The sequence below is a fragment of the Clostridium autoethanogenum DSM 10061 genome (assembly GCF_001484725.1).
In the GTDB taxonomy this organism is placed as follows: Bacteria; Bacillota; Clostridia; order Clostridiales; family Clostridiaceae; genus Clostridium_B; species Clostridium_B ljungdahlii.
This window is the reverse complement of the sequence record NZ_CP012395.1, coordinates 561,975-587,004: the sequence shown is the minus strand read 5'-3', so window position 1 is coordinate 587,004 and position 25,030 is coordinate 561,975. Positions and strand designations below refer to the sequence as shown.

Genomic DNA, 25,030 nt, shown 5'->3' with positions numbered 1-25,030 from the left:
TCTAAATATATCGTACAAGGATGGTTAGTTTTGCTGGAAATAAGTGAGTTATATAAGGTAAAAGGTGATATTGTAATAAATAATATAACATTTAAAGTTACAAAGGATAATTTGATAAATATAGAGTGTAGCGATCAAATAAGTGATTTATTGATTGATCTTATTTTAGACAAAGAGGTGCCTACTAAGGGGAATATATATATTCATGGAGAAGGTAACAAAACTTATATAAGAAAAAATATGAAACACATAGGCGTTGTATTTAGAAAAGAAGGTTTTTATGAAAATATGACTGTAAAATCCTATATGAAATTTTATAAAAATATAGCCAATTCTAAAGTTAATTATAAGGAAATGATGGCAAAACTTGCTCTTATAGATATTGAAAATACTAAAATAAACAAGCTTACTTATTCTCAAAAAAGGAGACTTAGTTTTGCAAGAGAATTGCTTAAAGAACCTAAGTTTCTAATATTTCAAGAACCTATACTTAATATGGACAGATATGATGCAAAACTTATAATACAAAATATGGATCAATTAATTTCAGATGGCGTAATTGTAGTCAATACTTCTGTATCTTTTAAGGATATACTACTCCTTGGAGGAAAATCCTATAGCATAGATGAAAATGGATTAAAAGAAATACAGGGAGAGGAAAACGGCCAGGAAGAATCAGATAGGGGAGATGAGACAGTATATAAAATTGAAAAGATTCCTGCTAAAATTGATGAAAGAATGATTCTCTTTGATCCTATGGAAATAGATTATGTAGAAAGTGAACAGGGTGTAAGTAACTTAAACATAAAAGGAGAAAAGTTTCCATGTATGCTGCCACTTACAGAGCTGGAAAAAAGGCTAAAGCATTTCGGATTTTTTAGATGTCATAGATCTTATTTGGTAAATCTTCAAAGAGTACGTGAAGTTGTGATGTGGACAAGAAATAGTTATAGTTTAAGTCTCGATGATAAAACTAAAAGTTCTATTCCACTTTCAAAAGGGAGAATGAAAGAGCTAAAAGATATCCTAAATATATGATATTTTTAACTCAAAATGTGAAAATTCAGCTCTAAAAAAGCAGGATTCATAAGTTGTATTACTCTTTTCATGTTGATTTTATGGTTTAATAGCAGCATTTGTATAATAATTAACCATAGTAAAACTGAAAGGAGTTTTTAGCTATGGAAAATATTATTTCTATTAAAAGTCTTAGAAAAGATTTTGGGGAAAATACAGCAATTAAAGATTTAACTCTGGATGTTAAAGAAGGAGAAATATTTGGATTTTTAGGACCAAGTGGAGCTGGAAAAACTACTACAATTAAGATACTTACATGCCAATTAGTGCCAACAGGCGGTGATGTGAAAATATTTAATAAAAGTTTGCGTTCACAAAAAAAAGATATTTTTAAAAATATAGGAGTGCTTTCAGATAATAGTGGGTTATATGAAAGACTTACAGTTGAAGATAATTTGATGCTATTTGCAAATATAAACGGAGTAAAAAAGAAAAATGTAGATGAAATACTTGAAAAAGTGAAAATGACAGAGTATAGAAAAAGGGATGTGAAGAAACTATCTAAAGGAATGAAACAAAGACTTATGATAGCAAGAGCAGTGATTCACAAACCTAAATTGTTATTTCTTGATGAACCTACGTCATCTTTAGATCCTGGCACGGCTTTAGAAGTTTACAAACTGCTTCTTGAGCTTAATAGAGAAGGGACAACTATATTTTTAACTACTCATAATATGTATGAAGCTGACAAGCTGTGTCATAGAGTAGCTTTCTTAAATGAAGGAGAGATAGTTGATATAGGAGCCCCTAAAAAATTAAAGTTAAAATATGCAAAAGACAATATTAAAGTTGTCTTAAGAGATAATGAAGAAGTAACCGTGAAGAATAATAGGGATGGAGCAATTAAAATTAAAAACTGGATGGAAGATGGAGAGATTTTATCCATTCATTCAATGGAGCCAAATCTTGAAGAAATATTTTTAGATATTACAGGGAGGGAATTATAATGGAATTTTCAATGAGAAGAGTAAATGCATTATTTAGCAAGGAGTTAAAGGAACTGCCTAAGAATATAAACGTACTTTTTATGGCTGCACTTCCAGTAATATTTTGTGCTATATATTTAAAGATATTTAGAAATGTAATGAATTCACAAGAAGGGAAAATATATATTTTAAATACCATACTTAATATGAATTTAGTTATGGTGGCTACACTTATAATGGCTATGTTAATAGCAGAGGAAAAGGAAAAAAATACATTGAAGACTCTTATGTTAACTTCGCTTTCTCCCGCAGAATTTTTAATTGGAAAGGCACTTATAACTATTTTTATTTCAGTAATTGTAAATATAGCTATATTTTTCATGTTGAAAATTCAAATGCAGTATTTGTTAATGTATTTTATTATAACGATTGTAGTTTTAATTAGTATGGTAGAAATTGGAGCTGTAATTGGAATTGTATCTAAAAATCAAATGGCAACAGGGACTATTGGTACCCCTCTATGCATGTTTCTATTTATGATACCTTTGCTTTCAGGATTAAATAAAACTTTTTATAAAATTGCAACTTTGCTGCCAAATTACAATTCAATGATAATTCTTAAAAAAGTTTTTGATGGCAAAAACATACTTGAAGGTTCTGGTTATAATATATTTGTAATTTTTGCATGGATAGTAGGTTCATCCTTGGTTTTTGCGTATGTTTATAATAGAAATGGAATATCAAGTGATTCTTAGGTTCAGATGGAGTTTGCTTATAAGGATGACTTTCTCCAGCTGAACCTTATTAACAGTATTCTTAGTGTCTTTAGCACTTAGAATACGTTATCCTTTAAGGGAAGAACTTATCCAGGCACGTAGCAGTGATTATCCCCCACTTTGATAGAAGATGGGGGTTTTAGCAATGATAGCGATCGGATATATTATTTTCAGTTTTGTTTAGCTATAATAGACGTATAAAATATTGTTTTTTTTATGCTACAATATATTAGAATGAAATGTACATACATTATACATCTTTTAAGAGGGGTAGCATATGAATAAGACAATTGGATTATTTGCTCATGTAGATGCAGGAAAAACTACTTTAGCTGAGCAGATTTTGTATCATACAAAGAGTATTAAAAATTTAGGAAGAGTAGACCATAAGGATTCATTTTTAGATAATAATGACATAGAGAAGAATAGAGGAATTACCATATTTTCCGATCAAGCTGTATTTAAGTATAAATCTTCTAATTATTATTTGGTAGATACACCTGGACATGCCGATTTTTCATCTGAAATGGAGAGGACTATTGAAATAATGGATTATGCCATTGTTATCATAAGTGCAGTTGAAGGTGTTCAGGCACAGACTGAGATAGTGTGGCAGCTTTTGAAAAAACATGGGATACCTACATTTTTCTTTATAAATAAAGTAGATAGGATTGGAGCAAATGTAGAAGGTATACTTAAAGATATCAGAGTAAACTTAACAGAAGATGTATGTTTTATTTCTGAATCTGTACAGTTAGATAAAATCAGTAAAGAGATTATGGAGTTTGCAGCAGAACGCAGTGATAAACTTCTTCAAAAATATATAGAAGAAGATTTTGAAAATCAGCTGTGGCTGAATTCTATAAGAGATATGATATTTAGGAGTAAATTATTTCCTTGTATGAGTGGCTCTGCCCTTCAAGATAAGGGAATAGATGATTTTCTAGAAAAATTAGATGTGCTTACTTTTACAAATTACAATGATAGAGAAAAATTTCAAGGAATTGTGTATAAAATACGCCATGACAAGCAAAAAAATAAAATTACTTATATAAAAATACTAGAAGGTACTTTAAAAGTTAGAGATGAAATTGCAGTGAATACATCTCAGGATTGCTATGAAAAAGTAACACAAATTAGGATCTGTAATGGTGACAAATTTAAAACAGTAGATGAAGCATCAGCAGGAGAACTTGCTGCAGTATCAGGCCTATCAAATTCAATTGTAGGGTGTGGACTTGGAAATTGCCATAGAAAAGTTAATTATGAGATGGTTCCAGCGTTAAAATCAAGAGTAATATTTGACAAAGGTTTAAATGAAAAAGATGTATTAGCTTGTTTTAAAGTTTTAGAAGAAGAAGATCCTGCGCTTAAAGTAAGTTGGAATGAAAAGCTAGGTGAAATACAGGTAAATATTATGGGAACAATTCAGCTGGAAGTACTTAAAGAACTAGTAAAGGAAAGATTTGATTTAAGCGTAGATTTTGGACCTTGTGAAATTTTATATAAAGAAACCATAGTAGAAGCTTCTTATGGCTGCGGACACTTTGAACCTTTAAGACATTATGCAGAAGTATACCTTAAATTGGAGCCAGGAGAGAGAAATAGTGGTATTTCATTTTACAATGAGTGCAGTGCAGATGACTTAGACATAAATTATCAGAAATTGATAGGCAAACATATCTATGAAAGAGATCATCATGGTATTTTAACAGGCTTTCCCATAACTGATATAAAAATTACACTTATTACAGGAAGATGCCATGTTAAGCATACCTGTGGGGGAGATTTTAGAGAGGCAACTTTTAGAGCACTTAGACAGGGACTTGAAGGTGTGAAAAACATACTTTTAGAACCCTATTATAGATTTAAGATTAAGGTAAGTGCAGATTATATGGGAAGAGTTTTATCTGATATACAAAAGTTAAAAGGCTCTTTTGAAAATCCTAATAATTTGAATGGTGAAGTTATTATAACAGGCAGAGGGCCAGTATCTACATTTATGAATTATGCTGTGGATTTTACCTCTTTTACAAAAGGAAGAGGTAAAATTAATTTTGTATTGGATGGATATGATATTTGCCATAATGAAGAAGAAGTTATTGAAAAGATAGGCTATGATAAAAATGCAGATATTGAATATACATCTACTTCAGTATTTTGTTCTAAAGGACAGCCCTTTTTAGTAAAAGGAGATAGAGCAAGAGAATATATGCACTGCTTAAAGTAGATTTTAGTTTTTAGAAAATCATTTGAAGGGGTATTTATAAGAACTTGCATACCACTGTTTGGTGAAAAAATAGTATATTCTTGGAAGGATAGAGCAAAAGGCTATCCAAAGGAGCTTGCAATAAAGAATATTAAAGAAAGTCTGCAATCAATTGATAGTACTCAAACTGAACTTTATATCCAAAGGTAAAATTCAACATTAATATATGAGCATATTGCAAATTTACAAAAGAATATATTCTTAATACTTCTTGCTTTAAATAAACTATACTTTCCTACATTTAAATGGATGTATAAATCACTTGAGACTTTTAAAATTAAACCTGAAAATATTGAACAAAGATTTAGAGATATTTTTACCTATCCACCAAAGGAGGCATATGAGAATACTTTAGTTATTATAATGGAGACCTTAGATATAATAAATGAAGTATATCCAGAACTTAATACAAGTGTAGTTTTAAGTAAACTAAAATCTGATCGAATACCTCATGACAATCCGGTTAATATTTGGGTTTAACTATCTTTAACGACGTAATATTCTTATTATTGTTTATTAAGTTGCAACTTTAAAAATATAAAATATTATGCAAGAACTATAAGTTAATATAAGAAAGTGGGGGTAAGTATGAGAGCACCATGTCAAGTTTTAGTATTTCCTTATTATATAAATGATAAAGGTATAGAATATGCTATATTTCACAGAAACGATGAAGATTGGTGGCAAGCTATTTCTGGTGGCGGAGAAGATGGTGAAACGATAATGGAATCGGCTAAAAGAGAAGCATGGGAAGAAGGAGGAATTTCTAAGGATTTACCATATGTGAAGTTAGACACAGTTAATTCAATTCCTGCTGAAGAATTTGCAGATAGTATTTATTGGAATGAAAATATCTATGTTATACCTGAAAATTGTTATGGAGTTGAGATAATAGATAAGCAATTAATACTTTCACATGAACATACAGAATATAGGTGGATGAGCTATAATGATGCTATTTCATGTTTAAAATGGGATGGAAATAAAGTAGCACTTTGGGAACTTAATAAAAGACTTAGCAAGAAAATTTAATTGTTAAGATGGAATGCTCTTATTCTACGATATTAGGAGGAGTAATAATGCAAGGAGTTGAGCGTCATAAGGTTAGACTATTGCCTCATTGTGAAGAATGGAAAGAGGAATTTGAAGAAGTAAAAAAACAATTGAAAGAAATTTTCGGGGATAACGTAAATTATATACAGCATGTAGGCAGCACCTCAATTAGTGGTATCTACGCTAAGCCAATACTTGACATTGCTATAGTACTAAAATCATTTGAAGATATGAACATAGAAGGAATGAAAAAGGCAGGTTACGATTATTGTGGTACACAAAACAACAAAAAGAATAGGTATCTTTTTGTTTTAAGAGGTGAAGGAGAGATTTCATTAAGGCACATTCATTGTTATGAATCAAACAATGTTGACTTTTATTTTGTGACACGGTTCAGAGATTTCCTAAATGAGCATAAAGAGTATGCTAAAGAGTATAGTGATTTGAAAATATCTTTAGCAAAGCAATACCCGGATGATAGGAATACATATACAGATAAAAAAGAAAGTTTTGTAAGAATGATATATCAAAAAATTGATTCAGGGAAATACAAGGGTGACATAATCAAATAAGCATAATTAGAAATTATTTTACTGTGGAATATTCTTAATATAATTCACTAATCGTAAAATCATCATATATGAACCATTATAATTTATGATGAAGAAAAGAATGTTTATATAATGAACAGGAGTATGTATGTGGAAGATAAAGATATAGTATTTAAAACCAATCAAAGTTGCTTTGTTTATAGGGTTGCGGCAATTATTATCAAAGACAACAGGCTACTTATGGCAAAACATGAAGATTATCCATGTTATTATACAGTTGGGGGAAAAGTTAGAATAAATGAAACCTCGGAGGAAGCCGTTATCCGCGAGTCCTATGAGGAAACAGGAATTGAATTTGAAATTGATAGACTTTCCTTTATCCAAGAAAGATTTTTTCAAATAGCGGGAAAACATCATCACGAAATTGTGTTTTTTTATTTAATGAAATACATTGATGGAATAAATATTTTAGATGCTACATATACCGACCAAGGTGAAAAGGAAATTTTACAGTGGATACCTATTGATGAATTGGAGCATATAAATATTGTGCCTAACTTTTTAAAAACTAATTTAACCAAAATAAATGAAAATATTATTCATATTATATCGAAAGAATAGTCTTGTTAAATGAGTATGACCATAGTTCACAATGCTCTTATATTGATTATTAAATTGCAACTTTAAAATCAAATGGAGGTTAAAATGGATATTTCATATTTTTTAGATAACATAAAACAATGGGTAAATCAAAATGAGGACATAAAATTATTAATTTTATTAATGACTTTGGAAAAGTAAATTATATAACATACAGATAAATGGTAAATTTGTAAAGGAGATTATATGATAGATTATAGTGAACAAAATAAAAAGGCTTGGAATATAATGCATATGATTTTTGGGTAAATACATCAGGAAAACCATATGATAGAGCTAAGAAAGATTTAGAAGATCCGATAAGAATGTTGAAAAGATATGCAGGCTATTTTGATACTTATGAAGGCATTAAAATTGCTAATATTTGCGGTTCATGTGGTAAAAAAGCAATTCCATTAGCAATTTTGGGTTCAGAAGTTACAATCTTTGATATTTCAGAAGATAATAAAAAGTATGCACTTGAAGTTGCAGATGAAGCCAATGTTGATATTGATTTTATAGTTGGTGATGTATTGAAAATTGATATGAACAAATATGAAAAATATTTTGATGTGGTCTTTATGGAAGGAGGAATCCTTCATTATTTTCATGATATCAACCAATTTATGAAAATAATGCAGCAGCTTTTAAAAACAAATGGAAAAATGATTTGTAGTGATTTTCACCCGTTTCAAAAAATATCAGATATACTAGGGCTAGAACAGCCGACAATGAGTTATTTTTCAACAGATGTATTTGAAGGTGAAATGGCTCATGCAAGATTTTTTCCAGATGAGATTCGCAGACAAATGCCATTATGTAGTTATAGAAAATATACCATTAGTGAAATCATTAATGCAGTTATAGAAAATGGATTTACTCTTAATAGATTTGACGAACATCCATATTGGACAAATGAAGATATACCTGGAGAGTTCACAATTATAGCAAAGAAGAATTAGGTGTAAATAAGGAGAATCAATATGAATGAAAAAATTCCTAATATCCTAAGGTCTATGTTATATGAATATGAGGCAAGTTTAAAAAAATATTTTGGAAGTAAGATATTTGGTGTGTACCTCTATAATTCTGTTGCTTTAGGTGGTTTTGATAAGGATAAAAGCGATATTGACTTTATTACAATACTAAACAAAGATTTTGAAGACAAAGATATATCAATAGTAACTCTTATACATAATGATTAAATAGTAAATTTAAATATGCTAAAAGAATGGAAGGTATGTATCTTACTAAAAATAAGGTAGGAAAACCTAATTCCGAAATAGAACCTTATTTATATTTTTGTGATGAAAAATTTAATAGTTATGGTTATTATGATATAAATTATGTTACTTGGTGGACATTAAAATATAATGGAATACCTATAAATAGTCCTAATGTTAGCAGCCTAAATATAAATGTTCAGTGGAATAATATTGTAGAAACAATGAATTATAATTTAAATAGTTATTGGAAAAAGAAATTGTGTGAAAAGAATATATTTTTATCAGATGAATGGATTGAATTTGCTGTTTTGACATTATGCAGAATATTATACACCCTTGATAATAAAAGCATAGCTACTAAAATTGAATCTGCTAAGTATACAATAATGAGTATTCCTGATGATCAACGATCAAAACACAGGTTGCCTATTGAAAGTTTAAATAAGACTTATATAATTCCAGAGTTTTTTAAAATTAAAGTATTAGGCAGTATAGTCGGTATTGAACATATTGTTACCAAAGAATAATATCGATGATTTTATGCATAACTTTTAGTTCGGAATCTGAAATTTAGGTGAATTAATCAATAAATCTAAATATATAAATGTTCTTTGACAATTGAATAATACGGTGTATCATATAATTAATGTAAGTTAATACAGAATAGTAAATTATTGTTCATCAATTATAAAAGATGTTTACACCTCCATTGTCTTGTTAGTGTGTACAAAGTAGGATAAAATAACTTATATTATGAATATTAAGATATAACGAAAGGTAGGTACAATCATGAATCAAAAAGAAAGAATGTTGGCTGGTTTTCCATATAAGCCGTGGTTAGATGGATTATCAGAAGAACGAATAGAGAATAAAAATAAGATATATGAGTATAATCATTGCAAACCAGACGAAAGTGCAAAAATGGATGAATTAATAAGAGATATTCTTGGTAAATCGGGTATAGGTATACATATTGAAGTACCCTTTCATTGTGATTATGGAAAGAATATTGAAGTTGGAAATAATTTCTTTGCAAATTACAACTGTATTATTTTAGATTGTGGAAAAGTAATCATAGGCAATAATGTACTATTTGCTCCAAATGTATCTTTATATACAGCAGGTCATCCAATACATCCTGATTCTCGTAATTCTGGATATGAGTATGGCATTAGTATAAGCATAGGAAATAATGTTTGGCTCGGGGGAAATGTTGTTGTAAATCCTGGAGTTCATATCGGTAATAATGTTGTTATCGGTTCAGGAAGCGTTGTTACCAAAGATATTCCCGATAATGTAATAGCAGTTGGAAACCCATGCAAGGTTATTCGTGAAATTACGGAAGAAGACCGCAAGTATTATTATAAAAGCTATGAATTTGATGTTGAAGATTACAGAGATTAATTTTTTAAAGTAACTGAAAGTTAATTATATATTAAAGTGATGAGAAAAGAACCATCCTTCCGCTGGAATAGAAAGATGGTTCTTATTATAATTTAACTACTTATTTATCTTTTAAATATTACTGCCCATCTTTTCTGCACAAATAAGATAATCAGTAGATAATATATCGCCTTTATTGAGCACACCTGGAACAACTAACTGACCTCTATCTGTCCATTTTTGATTAGAAAGAATTAGTTTATATGTGCTAATAATCCCATTAAAGGCAGATTCACTATTTTCTTCTCCACAAACCAGAAGCATACTCTCCGTTACATTTAGTTTCTTTTTTCCAATTATAAATGAATAAAGTTCTTATTTAACGTAACAATTAAAAAATTAATAATTTACTGAAACGCCGTATTATTTTAAAAATTTTATGGCATTTTTTATGTTCGTAAATCAAAAATTATATGTATTATGAACATAAATTTGAATGTATAGATGCTATTTGAAAATTGAATAATGCTGTGTTCAAAAGTAAAGTTATTTTATACTTGTTCCAATAAAGTGTAAAATTAGATCTATGTAAATATGGTACAATTATTATAAGTTAATGTAAAATAGAAGCATTATTGGCATAAATAATATCTATAGGAGTGAATAGGAATGACGTTAAACATTGTTTTAACTCCATGCAAAGTCATAGGGTAGAGCTTGCATGGAGGAATGATCTACTTGATTTTGACTTTGCATTTTCAATATTAATATTGAAAAGGAGTAAAGTTGAGATGAAAAATAATTATTTTAATAGTGAACTAAAAAATTTTTATATATTTATGATAGGACAATTTGTATCTCAGTTTGGGAACAAGCTTACAAGTTATGGATTGATTCTCTGGTCATATAAGCAAAGTGGATCTGTTTTGTTTATGTCATTACTTTCGGTATGCTATTTGGTACCAGAAGTATTATTTAATTTTATTGCAGGCACCATTAGTGATTGCTGGAACAAGAAAAAAATTTTGTTGATTTCAGATGTTATAGCAGCTATGTTTTCATTGAGTATAATTCTTATGATGATTACAAATACACTTAAAATAGAGAATCTATACGTTATAAATTTTATGCTTGGAATAACGGATGCATTTCAAAATCGAGCTTCAGATGTTGTGGTATCTGCAATTCTAAAGATAATTATATTAAAACGAATAGCATGTTTAGCTTCTGTGATTCTTTTACAGGAATATTTGCCCCCATTGTTACTATTGCACTTTATGGGTTGGAGCCTATTATAGCTATAGATTTATCGACATTTGTTTTTGAATTTGTCGCTTTAGTCTTTTTTGTTAAAATTCCGTCAGTACATGTATCTAGAGAAATAAAAAAAGATGGTTTATGGAAACAATGCAAATCTGGTATGCAGTATTTATTTAAAAGTCGGGGCATATTCAGCCTTATTTTATTTATGGCGTTTGTCAATTTTATTGCAGCAATTTACAATACGAATCTGGGTCCAATGGTACTATCTAGAACTGATAATAATTACAATGAACTTGGAATTGTAAGCAGTACGGAAAGTATTGCAGTACTGATTGGCAGCCTTCTTGTTGCAAAAATGCCGCAGACATCTAAAAGGATACCTCTTATCTTAAATGTAATGACATTTTCATTCTTGTTTGGTGATAGTCTTCTGGGAATTGGTCACAATTATTATGTATGGACAATAGCAGTATTTGTCGGAAGTTTGCTGGTACCATTATTAATGGCTAATGTTGATTATATAATGAGAACAAAAGTACCATTTGAGATGCAAGGAAGAGTATTTTCAGCACGAATATTTTACAATATATGTTAATTCCAATAGGCAATCTGTCAGGTGTTTTTTTAGCCGATAAAGTGCTTGAGCCATATATGAAAAAATTCGATTTGATTCCAGCATTATTAGCAAAATTAGTTGGTAATAGTAATGGAAGTGGTATTGCTTTACTATATGTATGTGTTGGCCTCATCAGCTTTGTAGGATGTTGCTTATTTAGATTAAACAAAAGTATGAGAAAACTAGATGGTGTATGTAAAATGAGAGAGAATTAATTTGGATTCTTTATTTTTAAGAATTTAATTATAAAAGTCAAATGATTTACTAAAACACTTTTTATATCAATTAAAGCACAATCGTAAATAATTGCTACATAGAGGTTATTTAATTAATATTTTATAAATAGTAGTTTGCGGAGGAATAAGAAAATGATAAAAGATAGTTCAACCAAATGTTGGAATCAGGTGAATATAGACGAATGGATTGAAAAAGCCCAAACAAATGATTTTAGAATATATTACATAATGCCATACACATTAGAAAAACTTGGAGATATCAAAGGTAAATATATTCTTGATTTAGGATGTGGTGAGGGTGGTTATTCGAGAGCATTATCACATAAGGGAGCAATCGTTACGGCTGCTGACTGTTCAGAAGTTTTTATTGAGTACGCAAAAAATAAAGCAAAAGAAGAAGGTTTAAGGATTGAGCATTGTGTTCTTAATTCAAATACACTAAATGTAATTGACGACAATTATTACGATATAGTGCTTTGCTCGATGATGTTAATGGATGTTGAAGATTTGGATGGTACTTTAAAGGAAATTCATCGTGTTTTAAAGCAAAATGGAAAGGTATTCATTTCTATATTGCATCCATGCTTCAAGGGCAAAGAAACTAAATGGATGTTAAATAATGAAAATATAGAGGTACTTGTTTCTGATTATCATAATCCAAAAGAATGGGTTGGAGAAATCAAAGGAATGAATGCTCCAATTTTATATAGACATAGGACTTTGTCAGATTATATAAAAGCGTTTGTCAAAAATGGTTTTAAGTTGACTGATATGAACGAACCAATACCAACACAAGAACAGGCTCAAATGTCATCGAGAGTCGCTTGGTTGAAGAAAATACCGATGTATTTGTTTATAGAATTAGAAAAATAATTTCTTATTTGCAAAGTTAAGTTAATTCACAATATTCTTGTTATGTTCAACAATTATCAATAAAATAAGAATAAACTACATCATGAAACTTATATCCATGATATGGTTTATTTTTTGAAATGAGCAATGAGTCAACTTTATAATGTTATTTTTTCTTTTAATTAAGCAAGCTTATTATATTATAAAAAATGTTATTACGATAAAAGTAAAGCAGTAATTTTCTACACTAGTAAGAATGTAACAAACCATTGAGTTTACTACGTTAATTTAATTTTCTACAAAAAAATAGGTTATTATATGTATGAAGAAGAAGTCATTGAAAATATAGGCTATGATAAAAATGCAGATATTGAATATACATCTACTTCAGTATTTTGTTCTAAAGGACAGCCCTTTTTAGTAAAAGGAGATAGAGCAAGAGAATATATGCACTGCTTAAAGTAGATATATCCTGAAATGCCATAAATCTACTTGTACTTTTACATCAATCCCGTTTAACTATTCAGTGGAATATACGATGATTAAATATAATTTAGGGGGACACCCTTAAAATTTTTATTTTGTTCGTATAATTTTATAGATGAGGTGATGTAATGGCAGATATTGCTCATTTACTCCATGAAAACAGAGATGAATTTATTAGTGAAAATAAAAATTTTATATATAAATGTACTTATACTATTTCAAAAAGATATCTTCAATGGGAAAATGATGATGAACTGAGCATTGCTTTGATTGCATTTAACAAAGCTTGTGATAATTATACAGAAACAAAGGGAAATTTTTACGCATATGCAAAAATTATAATTAGGAATGCATTAATTGATTATTTTAGAAAAAATAAAAATTCACCTTTACTTACTTTTGACGATAGTGACTGCAGTATGGAAAAATTAAATAATGCCAATTCCATAACAAGTTTTCAATTGGAATTGGAAAATAAAAATAGAGCAGATGAAATTATTGAATTAAATAAAAAACTTATGGAATATAAAATCGATTTTAGCAGTCTTGTAAATAATAGTCCAAAGCATAAGGATACAAGAGACAGTATTTTAAAACTTGTGTTAAAGATATGCAGCAATAGTGAAATTAGTAATTTTGTATTGAATAAAAAGCAGCTGCCCGTTAAGCAAATTTGTATATATACTGGATGTAACAAAAAATTTATTGACAAGTGGAAAAAGTATATTATTGCTCTATTTATATTATTTAGCAGCGAAAATTTTATGTATATAAGGTCCTATTTAAATGTAAAAGTGGGTGAGAATGATGGGTAAAAAGGAAGGCATAGTAGTAAGTGTAGAAGGAAAATATGCTAATTTACTTACTCCTTATGGTGAATTTATAAAAGTAAAATCCAGTGGAAAAAGGCTTCATGTTGGCGAAAAATTTGAGGGAGATGAAGTTCTTCACAGATTAAGTTTTTTTAATACAAGAAAGATAATAGCAGCAGCTTGTATAATGTTTGTATTATTAATAGGTGGTGGTGTAAAAGCCTACTATACTCCTGCAGCTACTGTTTTAGTAAATATAAATCCTAGCATTGAGCTAAAGGTGAATTTTTTAAATAAAATCATTTCTTTTAAAGGGTTAAATGGTGATGGAAATAAAATATTGAGTGAAGTGAAAATAAATAATGACAATATAAACGATGCTTTAAAAGTAATAATTGATCAAGCTAAAAAGGATAAATTTATTGATAAGAATTATGCGAAAACTATATCAATTGACATTAGTGGTAAAAACATAGATGTTTCTGATTTCAAATCAAATATGGCATCTTCTAATTTAAGTGTAAAAATTGAAACTAATGGTAATATTATTTTAAATAATAAACCAAAGGATAATTCTACTAACAAGAACTTAAATAGCAGTGATAAAGCTGCTGCTAAAGAAAATACTCCAAGCAGTCAAAAACATTTAAGTGATAAAAAAGAGGATAAAACATTAAATAATAGCACCAGTAGTGAAAATAAATTTAAGAATGAAAGTAAGTCATCAAGTGTAGGCAATTCTTCAAGTGAAAGTAATTCTAGCTCATATAAAGAAAAAGACAAGAGTGGATCTAATGCAAAACAGCTACAAGACTCAGATAGCAGTAAAGTTAAAGAAAGTCAAAATTCAAATAAAAAAACTGAGGAAAATGTGAGTAGCAAGCAAAATGATAGCTCCAATAAAGATAATTCCCACCAGCAGAATTCTAATGGAAATAAGAAAAAATAAAAGAGCAAGACCTGTGGAAAATAATCTTACAGGTCTTACTCTTTATTTTTTTACAGCTTGGTTTAGTGCATTTTGTACTGCATCTGTAAACCCTTTGCTGCTATAGGTAGCTCCAGACACTGCATCAACAGAAGTTGATTGTGTTGAAATTATTTCACTAGGCAATGTACTTTCTACATTTTGATAAAACCTAGGTGTATCTTCTGTAGATACTGTTTGAGTATCAGTAATTTTACCATTTTTTATAGTAACAGATACTTTTGTTGTACCTCCTCTAAAGCCAGTTCCAGTTCCAGTATAAGTTCCGTCTTTATATTTACCTTGTACTGTATTGGAAGAAGATGTACTTGTATTCTCGTTGGAAGCACTTTCCTGGACCATAGTTTGAGTAGTAGCTACATTATTTATGGAAGAGGCGTTTTGCCTGCTTAACATAGTATTTCCCAGGTTTATAAGACCGTAAGTTCCAATAAATAGAGTTAAAGCAATTGAACATGCAAGTTTTGAATCTACATTTTCTCCAATTATGCTTACACTAGTATTTTTCCTAGGACATTCCTCTATGCATTTTAAGCAATTTATACATTCTCCACCATGTACGCTATTTGTACTATAAAGTTTTAATCCCATAGAACAATTATTTGTACATACCCTGCATTTACCACATTTATCATTAGGTTTTTTGATTTTGAATATACTTATTTTAGAGAACAGGGAGAATACAGCACCTAAAGGACACAAATATCTGCAAAAAAATCTTTCAATAAAAATATCGCCTAAAGTTATTAGAACTAAAAGTACAAAGCCTATAGTTAAAGTTGATATAACTTTAGAAAAATCAGTTATTTGAGCAAATGCATCCCAGGGACTTGTACCTTGTAAAAAATTACTTCCACTATTGTATCCAGCAATTAGAAGTAATAACAGCACTACGTATTTTACATATTTGAGTTTAGAGTCTAGTTTTTCACTTATTTTAAAATTAATTTTAAATATTCTTTTCGATATAATATGAACCCAATCATTAAAAGTACCGAAGGCACAAAACCATCCACAGAAAAACCTGCCTGCAAAAATAGTAAATAGTATACATATTGAAAATTCCAGTAACTGTGGGAATGCTTGAATGAAATTAAAGTTTCCTTTAACAATCATCTGAAAAATATTTTTTAATTCACTAAAGGCCATTATGTAAAGGCCGGGTAGTAAAAAAAATAAAATTAATTGTACAATGTGTCTTGTAATTTGTATTTTCCTTATTTTTTTTGCCATCTTTATAGCTCCTTTTCAATTTATAGTTTTGGTGTTTCACTATAAAATTAAATTATTATAGAGCTATTATAAAAGGATAATCTTAAAAATAGATTAAAATTAAATAATTTTGCTTAAAATCCTCCAGCTCCACCGCCTCCAGCCGCACCATCACTGCTGCTTCCAGAGGAATTATCTGATGAAACAATTGAATTACCTGAAGATCCTGTATTAAAAGAATTGTATATATTATTGCTAAAGGTGTCGTCTTTGTCAAAGGTAGAACTGTCAAAAATTAAATAGTAGTATAGCCATCCCATATCATCATCTGAAGGAGTTTTAAAAGAATTTCTAAGCTTAGACATACTATTTTGTTTTATATTTAAGGCTTCTGCATAGGGAATATAGGTTTCAATGGTGGCATTTCCTATATTATATTCTAAGTCCATATTTTGCACATGAGATTTAAATTTCATCCATTTTTTATATTGAGATTGTCCATAAGCACTTTTTTTACAGCAGCACATTGATCCATAGACAATCATAAAAATTGATATAATTAAGCTGAAGATACCTGCATGAGCTTCAGTCATAAGTGAAATAGTTGAAAAGATCAATTCAACTACAGCAAGAATAATTATAAATATTCCTGCTTTGGAAGCTTCAACATCATAATAATTTCGTGATTTGGCTTCTTCTTTTATAAGGTTTAGCCAGTTTGCAAAATTACTATGAGATGAGGATATTTTACAATGCTTTTTAATTTCCAGGGTACTTACATTTTGGCCGCTACCCATTATGTCAAATATCCAATGCATAAAGTATTTTTCGTGTTTTAATAGCAGCCAATCGGGTTCCTTATTTTTTATAATTAAGAAGTTTAGTTTTTTCTTAGCACCATCCAATATGTTTTTCTCAATAGTTAAGTAACCTTTTCTCCATAAGTCAAGTATTGTAGCGTAGATAGTTCTGCCGTTTATAGTTCTCGCAACTAAATAAGCTGCAACTGCAGGTGTACAATCCTCAGGAATTTCAACAGGGGAGTATGCACTATAAGATGTATCTTCAATTTTGTTGAGTTTTTTTGATGTTTTAAATATTAAGAAAAGGGAAAGAAAACACAATACTACACCTATAATGTTTAATATATTTCTTACAAATATAGCATGAGCTATTTTTTCTTGCTTTTGCTTTTCATAATTTGCTTCTTGACTTAAAATTGTATTTAGCAAATTTTTATTATTTACATTTTTACATAAAGGTATTAACTTGCTTGGAAAAAGCAACCTTACCTGAACGAGCTCCTTTGATTTTACATGAGGAAAGAAGTAATCTACATTTCCATTTCTTATAATGCATTCTCCATTTGCAATACCATGGTAATAAGCTTTTATATATTGCTTGTCAATATTTTCTGGAAGATTAATATGTATCTTTAAATTGTCTACTTTAGTTTCATTATAGTTTGACAGGTACGTGTAGTAAAATTCACCAGTATCATTATATTTTACTGATACATTTTTTATAGTATAGGTTATTTTAAAAGTTCTCTTTTCATTTTTTGAAGGACAGTAAATTTTAATTCCATATAAATTTGTACCTTTTGACAATATTTCAAATACACCATTATCTCCGTTTTTAACCTTAGAACTTTCTTTAAATGGAACTTCACTGCCATCATGTGATATAAGTGATACTTTAAGGCTTTTTATACCTTTGGTTCTTATAGTAGATATATCCCGGTAGGCTCCATTATAGTTATCTTTAAAATTGTAAGTTATAATTTCTTCTACATCTATAGAACCATCTTCTTTTATAGAGGTATTTACATTGAACATGGATAAGTCCACTCCACTTGAAGCGTAGGCTTTAAAAGAGTGAATGGAAATTGCAAAAAGTAATATAAAGGTACTTATTAAAAATTTTTTAAAAAAAGTCATTATTATTCTCCTATTAATTTTTTTCATAAGTTATAAAACTATATTTTATATTGCCATAACAGTGCTCTTTGAATTCGATTACATGGTAATTACTTTTGTCAAATTTAGGAAAATAGGTATCGCCTTTTTCATGAGAGTGAATTTTTGTAAGGTATAATTTATTACAGTAGGGGAGTAATTGCTTATAAATTTCTCCTCCACCTGAAACAAAGCTTTCTATAGGAGAATCTTTGTATTTTAAAACGTCTTCAACATGGTGGACTATTTCTACTCTTTCATCTAAAATATTATAGCTTTTATCTCTTGTAATGACAATATGTTTTCTTTTAGGAAGTATACATGGGAGGGATTCGAAAGTTTTTCTTCCCATTATAATGGATTTACCGTAGGTGATGTCTTTAAATCTTTTTAGATCCTCTGGTATATGCCAGAGTAGTTTATTGTCCCTGCCAAGTGCATAATCTTCATTTAAAGCTGCAATTATATGTAACATTATACGATTACCTCCTGCTTATTTAACACTAAAGTATATGTAAATAGTATACCATAATTTCTTATAAATTTTTACAAAAATATTATAGAGTTCCTAATTAATAGTTAGCTTATACGATATTATATAAGTTTAAATTTCAATTAGAAATTCTACAGATTTTCTGACTTATCAATGAATCTTGCTTAGTGGAAAAAGCGACTATCACCAAATCTTTCATTTGGTGATAGTCGCTTTCTCTTTAGAGTTTTGTTTCTTCCACTAAGTTTAGATGAATTACCTGATGGCTATTAGTCCTTCCTTACAATATCCATAATTAAACCATTGACATATACTGCATATATTTTTGAAACTTTCATAAGTTATTTTTTTGCGTATAATATCTAAAAGATCTCTATAGTAGTATACTTTATTTTTCTCTATTTGAAATAGATCTAATACTTTTTTGTCTAAGTGGTCCACTTTATATTGATGCTCACAGGATTTGTCGTCTATATTATGTGGACAGCAAGAACAAAGGATGTCTGTTTTGGCTATAATCTTCACCTGTGTGGAAGGATCCTTTTTTAAAGTATAAACAATCTTACCCATATTTTTAGTGAAATCTTTGCTATAACCGTAGCCCCTATATCCCTGGATACACAATAGATGATGAGCTCTTAATGTTAACATTTTATAAGATTTGTTTTTATGAGAGCGTCTCGAACTCTACTACATAATATATAAGCAATTATAACTTTTATGGTATCTAAAGGGATAAATGGAAGAGCACCTACTAATATGGACTTTTCTATTGTAATTTTTGTTATAAATGAAAGCTGAAGTACTCCAAGTGCATAACAAAATATTAATGAAAGAATTAAACCCACAATTGATTTAACAAAAGACAGTTCTTTTTCTGAAATTTTCCCTATGATGTAAGCTATAATAGGGTAAGCTATGAGATATCCTCCTGTTGGTCCTAATACTACACTTAAACCACCATGGAAGTTTGCAAATACAGGTACACCAACTGTTCCTAAAAGTACATATACCAATTGAGATAATGCACCAAGTTTACTTCCTAAGATTACTGCAGATATGTAAACTGCTAATATTTGAAAGGTTATAGGTACAGGACTAAAAGGGAGCGGTATAGAAATTTGAGCTAAAATAGCTGTTAAAGCTGTAAATATAGCTGTTGTAGTTATTTCTCTAAGTTTTAAGTTCATATTTTTCCTCCTCAACAATTGTTAACCTACATAATATTTACGTTGACAATAAAATTATAATAATTATTTAAGGAATTGTCAACATGAAATGTATATTGATGTTAACAATTGCTCAAAAAGGATATTTTATATTTAATTTTCAGTATTTGTACTTGGGTTTTCTACTTTGCCCATAAATAATATAAGATTATAGTTACTGTCTCGTATGACAAAGAAAAAAGGCCTATCTACTTTAAAAGAAATTGGCTCATTAGAAGAAGGTGCAGGAGAACCTGCTACGAATATCGAGGTAACTGCAGAAGCTTCAGAGCCCTGTTCATCTACATTGATTGCAGCCTTATGTTTTATTGTATTAATATAGAAAGGATTTTTTGATGTTTCACCTATAAGTTTTGTAAAATCTGCTTTACTGCTATCAAATGCTTGGTCCATTCCTAAATTTTTTAGTGTATTGTTTAAAGTCACACCATAATTGATTTTGAACTTAGGAATTTGCTGTAGAACATTTGTATCATTAAAGCTGTTTATCCATTTGTCAAATTTTTCTTCAGTAATATTTTTTGTAAAATCATTTATATCTGTACCTTTGTTAGGCAAAAATATGTCCATTTCCATTCCATCATAGTAGGGCAGAGAAATTGCTTGAAAATTAGTTCCTTTCAGATAATTTATCTGGGAGGTATCTTCCATAGTGTCTGTACTTATCACTTTTCCACTGGATAGAGTGAAATTTTCCTTTTTAGTTTTGTCTCGTGAAAATCCATTTTTCCATTTTCCTTTAAAGTATGTGGAATTTATTAAAATGGCTTGGTCTTTTTCGCTTATATCGTCTATAATCTGCTTAATTTGTTCCTTGGTGGACTTCTTTACCCATTCATTTATCTTTTTCAAGGTGTTAGGATCACTAAAATCTTCTGAATGTATTTCTGAATTATAATATTTTTGGGCAGTATTTTTAAAAGTACTATTTAAGTTTATATCATTATTTGTCCATATTGAATTTGCAACTTTTAAGTCTGTTGATGTTAAATTGTTATAGTATTGTGACAAACTATAATATTCTTCATTTATAGTGTTATCATCTATAGATGCAAGCCCTAAACAATTCAATATTTCCTGTTTTGTTTTATTTTCAGCACCATTTTGAGTCATAGCTAATATGTTGGATATGCTCAAAGGAGAAATAATCATATTTTGACTTTTATCTGTATCTTCAGATAGTAAATTTTTTGCTAGGTTGAATCCAAAAGAATTATTTGTTCCAATTATAGGACTATTTTCATCTATGGATACAGTACCTATATTGTCAGTTGAAAATTCCATTTGTACTGGATTTTTAAGATATTTACTTTTATCTTGAAATTTTAAATCTTTGGAAATATTTAAATAATAAGTTTGTCCTTTAGTATATCCACCTTCGGGTGCTTGTACATATACATAGCTGTTTTTATTGTCTAAAAAAAGGTTTGTTGGAATTAAGCAGCCCTTTGAGTCTGTTACAGTAATTATTCCCGGGAGCAGGAGAGAATTTTCATCTACTGGTGATTTAAATTTTATAGTCCAGCATTTAAGCGTACTTATATCTGTATGCTTTTCCCATTGAATTACCTGTGATTTTTTAGGGGAATAGGAGGAATCAGCTGCTGCAGTTGATGTGAAAGTAGAAAATACCATTATAGATGATGCCACGAGGGACAATGAAATTATTTTTTTAATAATCAACATATCACCTTCCATATATAATATCATTTATATTACAATAGTAACATGTATTGTATTATGATACAAATTTATCATCTTATTATAATTTGGAGGGATGTTGATGAATCCGGTTAATGTAATAAATAGTAAAAGTCCGTGTAATATAGTTACAAGCATTCCACATGGATCTAGTAAAATAACTTTGGAAATGAAACAAAGCATGAAAAAAGGAGTGCTACTTCCAAACAATGACTGGTTTTTAAATGACCTTTATGATTTTTTACAAGAGTTAAATATAACTGTAGTGTCGGCTAATTACAGCAGATATGTTATAGATGTAAATAGAAATATTGAAAATAAATTTATACAGGGGAAATATACAAAGTCCTTAGTATATTATAACACTACCTTTGACAGAAAAATTTATGACAAGCCATTGGAAATGGAGATAATAGAGGAGCGAATAAAGAATATCTATAATCCCTATCACTCTTCTTTGAAAAGAGAACTAGAAAAAGTTTTGAAACTAAAGAATAAAGTCTACTTGTTAGATTTACATAGTTTCTTTGAACAGTCAAAAGCAGATATAATACTTGGAACCCGTGAAGGAAAAACTTGTTCCAAAGAATTTTTAGAACTGGTGTATGATGCATTTACTTCTCAGGGGTTTAATGTAAAAGTTGATGAAAAGGGACTTAGAGGAGGATACATCGTATCTCATTATAGTTCTACGAAAAATGTAGAAGCTATACAAATTGAAATAAGATATACAGCCTATATAGAAAATAGATATTTTGGTGAAGAAGAAGTTAAAAATGTAAATAGCAACTTATTCTATAGCGCTAAAAGACGTCTATATAATGTCTTATGTTGTATAAGAAATAAGTTAGAAAATTAAGTATTATGTATAAGTTTAGTAAAAAGTAGGAAAACGAGGGAATAAATATAGCGAATTTATTGATTAAGTTCTACCGGTTAACTATAATAAAAATAATGGTTAATATAATTTTTAAAGATAATGTAAGGAGAGTAGATTTTTATGATTTCTATAAATGAATTAGATTGTGTAAAACGTATGTGTGAATCCCAGGCAGATATGATATCAGGAGGAGTATTATATGCTATTATTGAAAAAAATAGAATTGTTTGGAGAAAAGCATCTAAGGCATTTGATATTAAAGTGATGGATATTGGATTTGATGTAAGTAAACAGAACATATCATTAGAAGCATTTCAAGAAAAAAAAGATGTTATAAAGAATGTTTCAGATCCTAGATACGGAAGATTTAAAATATTTGAGGAACTTATAAAAGATGAAAATGGACAAATTGTTGGAATGTTTTGTTCCCTGTTTCCAAAGATACACCCTGTAACAAAGGCGTTTAAAGATTTTGCACCAATATTAGTTGAAATGTTTCCAGAAGGAGCTTTTTTCATTTTATCTGACTTAGAAAAAATAGTTGATATACAGCGATCTGAAAAATTTGATATACCTGCTATTAAGCCGGGAGTCCCATTTGTAGATAATCCTGCATCTGTAGTACATAAGGCAATTCAAACTAAAAAATTTGCATCAGAGAATGTAGATAGTTTAGGAAATTCAGGAACACCTGTTAGGATGGCAACTTATCCATTATGTGATGAGGATACAGGTGATGTTGTGGGTACTTTTGGAATGATTATACCTAGAGGAGCTACAGTGAATTTGAAAAATATGTCTAATGATCTTACGGAAAATATTACAGGAGTATCCTCTACCATTGAGGAATTAGCTGCTTCAGCATCTGAAATACATACAAACGAGCAAAATCTGGATAATGAAATAAAACAAATAATATCTTTGTCAGAAGAGATAAATGAAGTATCTTCTTTAATAAAAGGTATTTCAGATGAGACTAAGATGCTTGGATTAAATGCCTCAATTGAAGCAGCTAGGGCAGGAGATGCTGGAAAGGGTTTTGGGGTAGTTGCACAAGAAATTAGAAAATTATCAGAACAGTCAAGAAGTACAGTGCCTAAAATTGCAGAGTTAACAGATAATATTAGGGAAAAGGTTGAATCTTCTAGCAAGATGAGTCAGAATTCATTGACTTCAAGTCAAGAGCAGGCAGCGGCTACACAGGAAATCACAGCTAGTATAGAAGAAATCACATCTATGTCAGAAAATTTAAATCAAATTGTAAATAGTTTGTAAATTATGATAATTTACTAAAAGTATGGATTATGATCCATACTTTTTTTAATGTAATTGTAAAGGTGGAATTTAGTAATGCTTTTATTGTATGTTGTTAAAATATAAAAAATAGTATATACTGGTGTATATACATGAAATTGTAGTATAAAAATATTGGTATGGTATAAAAATATTAATATATTATCAAACAAAAATATTATTTTAGAGGTGTAATATGGACAAAACATTTTTAATAAATGAAATAAATAGGTTGAAAAAAGAAAAAAATGCTTGCATATTAGCGCATAACTATCAGCTGCCAGAAGTTCAAGATATAGCAGATATTGTAGGGGATTCTTTTGCACTAAGTAGAGCTGCTGCTAAAATGGATAATGAAGTTATAGTATTTTGTGGGGTTAAATTTATGGCAGAAAGTGCAAAAATACTATCACCAAATAAAAGAGTTTTACTTCCTTCAAAATATGCAGGATGTCCTTTAGCAGAGTGTATAGATGAAGAACAACTTATGGAGGAAAAAGAAAAGCATCCAGAAGCAGCTGTGGTGTGTTATATAAACTCTTCTACTGAGGTTAAGGCTATAAGTGATATATGTTGTACTTCTTCTAATGCAGTTAAAGTTATAGAAAGTATGGATAAGGATGAAATATTATTTGTACCAGATGAAAATCTTGCCAGTTATGTAGCTGAAAAAGTTACAGGTAAAAAAATCATACCTTGGTCAGGTGGTCACTGCATAACTCATGCCAGAATAACTATAGAAGATGTTAAAAAAATAAAAGGAGAGCATCCTGGAGCTGAAATGTTAGTGCATCCTGAAGTTTCAAAAGAAATAAGGGATAATGCTGAATTTGTTGGAAGTACGTCACAGATAATTGACTATGCAAAGAAATCACCAAATAGGGAATTCATTATAGGTACTGAAATAGGGGTACTTCATAAAATGAAAAATGATAATCCTGAAAAAAATTTCTATTTATTAAGTCCAAGACTTGTATGTCAAAATATGAAAATGACTACACTAAAAGATGTCCACAATTCTCTTTTAAATATGGAACATGAAATATTTATTCCTGAATCAATGAGAATAAAGGCATTGGGTTCCCTTGAGAAAATGTTACGTATTGAATAA

General features: G+C 29.4%; 29 protein-coding genes. 22 read left to right on the top strand and 7 right to left on the bottom strand.

Annotated elements, in window-relative coordinates:
* Nucleotides 1-30 precede the first annotated feature (30 nt).
* The 12 genes from CLAU_RS02500 to CLAU_RS02445 all read left to right on the top strand — a co-directional run bounded on the left by CLAU_RS02500 (nucleotide 31) and on the right by CLAU_RS02445 (nucleotide 9,921).
* The gene (locus CLAU_RS02500) at nucleotides 31-1,038 is read left to right on the top strand and encodes a LytTR family transcriptional regulator DNA-binding domain-containing protein (RefSeq protein ID WP_013239115.1); all 1,008 of its coding nucleotides are present in this window, start codon (nucleotides 31-33) and stop codon (nucleotides 1,036-1,038) included.
* 143 nt (nucleotides 1,039-1,181) lie between these two features.
* On the top strand, nucleotides 1,182-2,024 hold the full coding sequence (locus tag CLAU_RS02495; RefSeq protein WP_013239114.1) for an ABC transporter ATP-binding protein: 843 nt from the start codon (nucleotides 1,182-1,184) through the stop codon (nucleotides 2,022-2,024).
* Nucleotides 2,024-2,758 carry an ABC transporter permease gene (locus CLAU_RS02490; RefSeq protein ID WP_013239113.1) on the top strand — a complete coding sequence of 245 codons (735 nt, stop codon included), beginning with the start codon at nucleotides 2,024-2,026 and terminating at the stop codon, nucleotides 2,756-2,758. The genes CLAU_RS02495 and CLAU_RS02490 overlap by 1 nt, the downstream gene beginning before the upstream one ends.
* A 298-nt stretch (nucleotides 2,759-3,056) precedes the next feature.
* On the top strand, nucleotides 3,057-5,009 hold the full coding sequence (locus CLAU_RS02485) for a GTP-binding protein (protein ID WP_013239112.1): 1,953 nt from the start codon (nucleotides 3,057-3,059) through the stop codon (nucleotides 5,007-5,009).
* A 288-nt stretch (nucleotides 5,010-5,297) separates the two neighbouring features.
* The gene (locus tag CLAU_RS02480; RefSeq protein WP_023161873.1) at nucleotides 5,298-5,528 is read left to right on the top strand and encodes a hypothetical protein; all 231 of its coding nucleotides are present in this window, start codon (nucleotides 5,298-5,300) and stop codon (nucleotides 5,526-5,528) included.
* A 108-nt stretch (nucleotides 5,529-5,636) separates the two neighbouring features.
* Nucleotides 5,637-6,080: an NUDIX hydrolase gene (locus tag CLAU_RS02475; protein ID WP_013239111.1), complete on the top strand. Its 444-nt coding sequence runs from the start codon at nucleotides 5,637-5,639 to the stop codon at nucleotides 6,078-6,080.
* 47 nt (nucleotides 6,081-6,127) lie between these two features.
* Nucleotides 6,128-6,673: a GrpB family protein gene (locus CLAU_RS02470; RefSeq protein WP_013239110.1), complete on the top strand. Its 546-nt coding sequence runs from the start codon at nucleotides 6,128-6,130 to the stop codon at nucleotides 6,671-6,673.
* Nucleotides 6,674-6,802: 129 nt separating this feature from the next.
* The gene (locus CLAU_RS02465; RefSeq protein ID WP_013239109.1) at nucleotides 6,803-7,273 is read left to right on the top strand and encodes an NUDIX hydrolase; all 471 of its coding nucleotides are present in this window, start codon (nucleotides 6,803-6,805) and stop codon (nucleotides 7,271-7,273) included.
* 257 nt (nucleotides 7,274-7,530) lie between these two features.
* Nucleotides 7,531-8,253, top strand: a complete 723-nt coding sequence (locus CLAU_RS02460) for a class I SAM-dependent methyltransferase (protein WP_013239108.1) — start codon at nucleotides 7,531-7,533, stop codon at nucleotides 8,251-8,253.
* A 21-nt stretch (nucleotides 8,254-8,274) separates the two neighbouring features.
* A complete protein-coding gene (locus tag CLAU_RS02455; RefSeq protein ID WP_013239107.1) occupies nucleotides 8,275-8,496 on the top strand; it encodes a hypothetical protein in 222 nt (73 codons plus the stop codon).
* A 35-nt stretch (nucleotides 8,497-8,531) separates the two neighbouring features.
* Nucleotides 8,532-9,044: an aminoglycoside adenylyltransferase domain-containing protein gene (locus CLAU_RS02450; RefSeq protein ID WP_013239106.1), complete on the top strand. Its 513-nt coding sequence runs from the start codon at nucleotides 8,532-8,534 to the stop codon at nucleotides 9,042-9,044.
* A 262-nt stretch (nucleotides 9,045-9,306) separates the two neighbouring features.
* A complete protein-coding gene (locus CLAU_RS02445) occupies nucleotides 9,307-9,921 on the top strand; it encodes a sugar O-acetyltransferase (protein ID WP_013239105.1) in 615 nt (204 codons plus the stop codon).
* Nucleotides 9,922-10,032: 111 nt separating this feature from the next.
* Here the strand turns inward: CLAU_RS02445 and CLAU_RS02440 are convergent, their stop codons facing one another.
* Nucleotides 10,033-10,224 carry a hypothetical protein gene (locus CLAU_RS02440; RefSeq protein WP_023161870.1) on the bottom strand — a complete coding sequence of 64 codons (192 nt, stop codon included), beginning with the start codon at nucleotides 10,222-10,224 and terminating at the stop codon, nucleotides 10,033-10,035.
* Between the two features lie 467 nt (nucleotides 10,225-10,691).
* Here CLAU_RS02440 and CLAU_RS02435 point away from each other — a divergent pair, with 467 nt between their 5' ends.
* From CLAU_RS02435 to CLAU_RS02410, 7 genes are all read left to right on the top strand, one after another.
* Nucleotides 10,692-11,198: an MFS transporter gene (locus CLAU_RS02435; RefSeq protein ID WP_013239104.1), complete on the top strand. Its 507-nt coding sequence runs from the start codon at nucleotides 10,692-10,694 to the stop codon at nucleotides 11,196-11,198.
* Nucleotides 11,117-11,758 (top strand): MFS transporter, encoded by a 642-nt coding sequence (locus tag CLAU_RS20685; protein WP_013239103.1) that lies wholly within the window; start codon nucleotides 11,117-11,119, stop codon nucleotides 11,756-11,758. Before CLAU_RS02435 ends, CLAU_RS20685 begins: the two co-directional genes overlap by 82 nt.
* 56 nt (nucleotides 11,759-11,814) lie before the next feature.
* Nucleotides 11,815-11,994, top strand: coding sequence for a hypothetical protein (locus CLAU_RS02425; protein WP_144289729.1), 180 nt, complete (start codon nucleotides 11,815-11,817; stop codon nucleotides 11,992-11,994).
* 153 nt (nucleotides 11,995-12,147) lie between these two features.
* On the top strand, nucleotides 12,148-12,888 hold the full coding sequence (locus CLAU_RS02420; protein ID WP_013239102.1) for a class I SAM-dependent methyltransferase: 741 nt from the start codon (nucleotides 12,148-12,150) through the stop codon (nucleotides 12,886-12,888).
* 297 nt (nucleotides 12,889-13,185) lie between these two features.
* Complete coding sequence (locus CLAU_RS20255; RefSeq protein ID WP_023161867.1) at nucleotides 13,186-13,332, top strand: hypothetical protein; 147 nt, start codon at nucleotides 13,186-13,188, stop codon at nucleotides 13,330-13,332.
* A 149-nt stretch (nucleotides 13,333-13,481) separates the two neighbouring features.
* A complete protein-coding gene (gene sigI / locus CLAU_RS02415) occupies nucleotides 13,482-14,168 on the top strand; it encodes an RNA polymerase sigma-I factor (protein ID WP_013239101.1) in 687 nt (228 codons plus the stop codon).
* Nucleotides 14,158-15,114 carry an anti-sigma-I factor RsgI family protein gene (locus tag CLAU_RS02410; protein ID WP_029169946.1) on the top strand — a complete coding sequence of 319 codons (957 nt, stop codon included), beginning with the start codon at nucleotides 14,158-14,160 and terminating at the stop codon, nucleotides 15,112-15,114. Before sigI ends, CLAU_RS02410 begins: the two co-directional genes overlap by 11 nt.
* 42 nt (nucleotides 15,115-15,156) lie before the next feature.
* On the opposite strand, the gene CLAU_RS02405 is transcribed toward CLAU_RS02410, so the two are convergent.
* The 6 genes from CLAU_RS02405 to CLAU_RS02380 form a co-directional block, all read right to left on the bottom strand.
* The gene (locus CLAU_RS02405) at nucleotides 15,157-16,386 is read right to left on the bottom strand and encodes a 4Fe-4S binding protein (protein ID WP_013239099.1); all 1,230 of its coding nucleotides are present in this window, start codon (nucleotides 16,384-16,386) and stop codon (nucleotides 15,157-15,159) included.
* Nucleotides 16,387-16,499: 113 nt separating this feature from the next.
* Entirely contained in the window at nucleotides 16,500-18,305 is a 1,806-nt protein-coding gene (locus tag CLAU_RS02400; RefSeq protein ID WP_013239098.1) for a DUF2207 domain-containing protein, read from the bottom strand.
* A 13-nt stretch (nucleotides 18,306-18,318) separates the two neighbouring features.
* The gene (locus CLAU_RS02395) at nucleotides 18,319-18,798 is read right to left on the bottom strand and encodes a dihydrofolate reductase (protein ID WP_013239097.1); all 480 of its coding nucleotides are present in this window, start codon (nucleotides 18,796-18,798) and stop codon (nucleotides 18,319-18,321) included.
* Between the two features lie 273 nt (nucleotides 18,799-19,071).
* Complete coding sequence (locus CLAU_RS02390; RefSeq protein WP_013239096.1) at nucleotides 19,072-19,467, bottom strand: DUF1284 domain-containing protein; 396 nt, start codon at nucleotides 19,465-19,467, stop codon at nucleotides 19,072-19,074.
* Nucleotides 19,461-20,006 carry a biotin transporter BioY gene (locus tag CLAU_RS02385; protein WP_013239095.1) on the bottom strand — a complete coding sequence of 182 codons (546 nt, stop codon included), beginning with the start codon at nucleotides 20,004-20,006 and terminating at the stop codon, nucleotides 19,461-19,463. The genes CLAU_RS02390 and CLAU_RS02385 overlap by 7 nt, the downstream gene beginning before the upstream one ends.
* 132 nt (nucleotides 20,007-20,138) lie before the next feature.
* On the bottom strand, nucleotides 20,139-21,731 hold the full coding sequence (locus CLAU_RS02380) for a serpin family protein (protein ID WP_023161865.1): 1,593 nt from the start codon (nucleotides 21,729-21,731) through the stop codon (nucleotides 20,139-20,141).
* A gap of 97 nt (nucleotides 21,732-21,828) precedes the next feature.
* On the opposite strand from CLAU_RS02380, the gene CLAU_RS02375 reads away from it, so the two are divergent.
* From CLAU_RS02375 to nadA, 3 genes are all read left to right on the top strand, one after another.
* A complete protein-coding gene (locus tag CLAU_RS02375) occupies nucleotides 21,829-22,605 on the top strand; it encodes an N-formylglutamate amidohydrolase (RefSeq protein WP_013239093.1) in 777 nt (258 codons plus the stop codon).
* Between the two features lie 141 nt (nucleotides 22,606-22,746).
* Entirely contained in the window at nucleotides 22,747-23,901 is a 1,155-nt protein-coding gene (locus tag CLAU_RS02370; RefSeq protein ID WP_013239092.1) for a methyl-accepting chemotaxis protein, read from the top strand.
* A 214-nt stretch (nucleotides 23,902-24,115) separates the two neighbouring features.
* Complete coding sequence (nadA, locus tag CLAU_RS02365) at nucleotides 24,116-25,030, top strand: quinolinate synthase NadA (protein WP_013239091.1); 915 nt, start codon at nucleotides 24,116-24,118, stop codon at nucleotides 25,028-25,030.